The sequence below is a fragment of the Methylocystis sp. genome (genome assembly GCF_050251305.1).
Lineage (GTDB): Bacteria > Pseudomonadota > Alphaproteobacteria > Rhizobiales > Beijerinckiaceae > Methylocystis.
The window spans coordinates 1-2,613 of the sequence record NZ_JBFWNB010000099.1; the positions used below are offsets into that span (position 1 = coordinate 1).

Here is a 2,613-nt window from a genome sequence, read left to right on the forward strand (position 1 = left end):
TCGAGATACTCAAAATTTGCGCTCTCCTGCACGTTGACATTCACCCAGACCCGCCCGCGGTCCTCAACGGGGGTCAGTTCGCGCGGAATGAGGCTGAAGGCGACAACCGCGCCGGCGGCGAACAGACAGGCGGCTCCGAAAAAGACAAAAGGCGCGCGCAGCGCCAATGACAGCCCCTTTTCGTAAAGACCGGCGCCGACCCTGCCGATCGCGGACATGGGCGCGAAGGCCGATGAATTCGCGGAGGAGCCGGGGATATTCTTCGAGCCGAATTTAACCGTCAACATCGGGCATAACGTCAAGGCGACGAAGGACGAAATAATGACCGCAAAGGCGACCACAAAACCGAATTCGGAAAAGAGGCGGCCCGCCTGGCCCGGCAGGAAGGAGATCGGAATGAAGACGGCGGCGAGCGTCGCCGTGGTCGACAGGATCGCGAAAACGATTTCGCGCGCGCCGAGATAGGCGGCCGCGCGCTTGCCGTAGCCCTTGGCGCGCCAGCGCTGGACATTCTCCGTAACGACGATCGCGTCGTCGACGACAAGGCCCGTCGCCATGACAAGGGCGAGCAGGGTGAGGATATTGATCGAAAATCCGCAAAGCCAGATCGCCGCGACGGTGCCGATCAACGAGATCGGAATCGCCGTCGCAGGAATGAGCGTCGCGCTCGCCGAGCGCAAGAACATGAAGATGACGAGGAGAACAATGCCGATCGCGAGAACGAGGCTGATGAGAACCTCCTCGATCGCGCGTTTGATGAAAATCGAATCGTCGACATTGACGCGGATGTCGACGCCGGCCGGCAGGGACGGCTTCAGCTCTTTGATGGCGGCGTGGACGCCATTGGCGATGGCGATCGTGTTCGATTGCGCCTGGCGGACAATACCGATCCCGACCGATCGCGTCCCATCCTGGCGCATCCTTGTCGTCTCTCTTTGGAGACCCCATTCGACAACCGCGAGGTCGGAGAGGCGTGTTTCGTCGTTCAGTCGGAGCGCGCCGATTTCTTCCGGACTCGTCACGGGCGCCTCGGCGCGGATCAAAAGCTCCTGCCGGTCGCTCCGCAGAGACCCGGAGGGGGCGCTCACGGTCGAACGCCGGACGAGAGCGGCGATGTCGTCCACGGATACCCCGCGCGCGGCGAGTTCGACCGGATTGAGACGCACGCGGATGACGCGGTTCCTGACCCCATAAGCCTCGGCGACGGCGACGCCCTCGATCGATTGCAGGCGGGGAACGATAATCTTGTCTACGAGATAGCCGATCTCGTCCTCGCTCATCTTTTCGGCGGAGACGGCGATGCGCACGATCGGCTGGCCGTCGGCGTCGGCCTTGACGACGACCGGCTCTTCGGCGCCCTCGGGCAAGTTGCGCTGGACCGCCGCGACGGCGTTTTTTATATCCGTCGCGGCGACGTCTATGTCGGCTTTGGTGGAGAATTCGACGATGACGCGGCTCGCGCCGAATTCGGACCGCGCCGAGATCGACTCAACGCCATTGACCTGCGAAATCGCGCTTTCGATGATCGCGGTCACTTCCGAATCGATCGACTCGGGCGTCGCGCCCGGATAGCGCGTCTGGACCGAGACGACGGGCTGGTCGACTTCGGGCAGCTCGCGCACCTCGACGCCCATCAGCGCCGCAAGGCCCGCGATAACGATGAGGAGGCTCAGGACCAAGGCGAGGATCGGCCGCTCGATGAAAACGCCGACAAAGCTTTTCTGGCCGTCCTGCGGTTTCATCGCCGCCCGCCCCGGATTGTCGTCGGCGTTTTTCGATCTCCCTGGCGGATGGCGGGCCCCATCGATGCAAACCGTTAGTAAGCTGACGTTGTTTCAAGGCTCGAAGCGCGCCCGTCCCCGACGGCCTTCAACAAGGCGCCGGGGCGCACCATGCTCGCGCCTTCCGAAACGATGAGATCCGAGGTCGCGAGCGGGGCGTCGATCAGGACGGCGTCCGCATTGCGCTGCAAGATGGTGACGGGAACGCGTTCGGCGGTCCCTTTGTCATTGGCTTTCCAGACATAGGCGCCGGCGCGGTCCCATTGCACGGCGAGATCAGGCGCGCTTAACGCTTTTCGGCCCGGAACGACGAGAGTGATCGCGAAGGTCGAGCCGGGGATCAGCGCGCCGTTCTCATTGTCGAGGATCGCCTCGATGCGGCGCGTGCGGCTCGCGGAATCGACGCGGCTGTCGACGGCGCGCACCTTTCCTTTGACGACGAGCCCCGTTGAGGCCTGCGCCGTTGCGGTGACCTCAAGGCCCTCTTTGACAAAGGCCGACGCGCGTTCGGGAATGACGAAGTCGACGAGGAGCGATGAAACATCGTCGATCGTCGTGATGGTGGCGCCGATGGTGAGATAATCGCCGATATCGAGGCGGGTGAGGCCGACGACGCCGGCGAAGGGCGCGCGAATGGTGCGGCGCGCGAGTTCATATTCGGCTTGTTTCAGGGCGGCCGTCGCCGCGCTCAGGGTGTTCTTCGCCGACTCGAATTCGAGCGCGGAGGCCGCCTCGTCCGCGACGAGGCCTTCAAACCGCGCGGCGTTGGTCTTGGCGATCGCATGGTCGGCCCGCGCGCGCGCGAGGGCGTTTTCCTGCTGCTCTTTTTCAA

The 2,613-nt window shown here is 63.7% G+C and carries 2 protein-coding genes; both read right to left on the minus strand.

Annotation, left to right across the window (positions count from 1 at the left end):
• The coding region (locus tag AB7F41_RS17210; protein WP_428406730.1) for an efflux RND transporter permease subunit at positions 1-1,742 on the minus strand (1,742 nt) is incomplete at its 3' end.
• A 74-nt stretch (positions 1,743-1,816) separates the two neighbouring features.
• On the minus strand, positions 1,817-2,613 hold a 797-nt coding region (locus AB7F41_RS17215; RefSeq protein ID WP_428406731.1), incomplete at its 5' end, for an efflux RND transporter periplasmic adaptor subunit.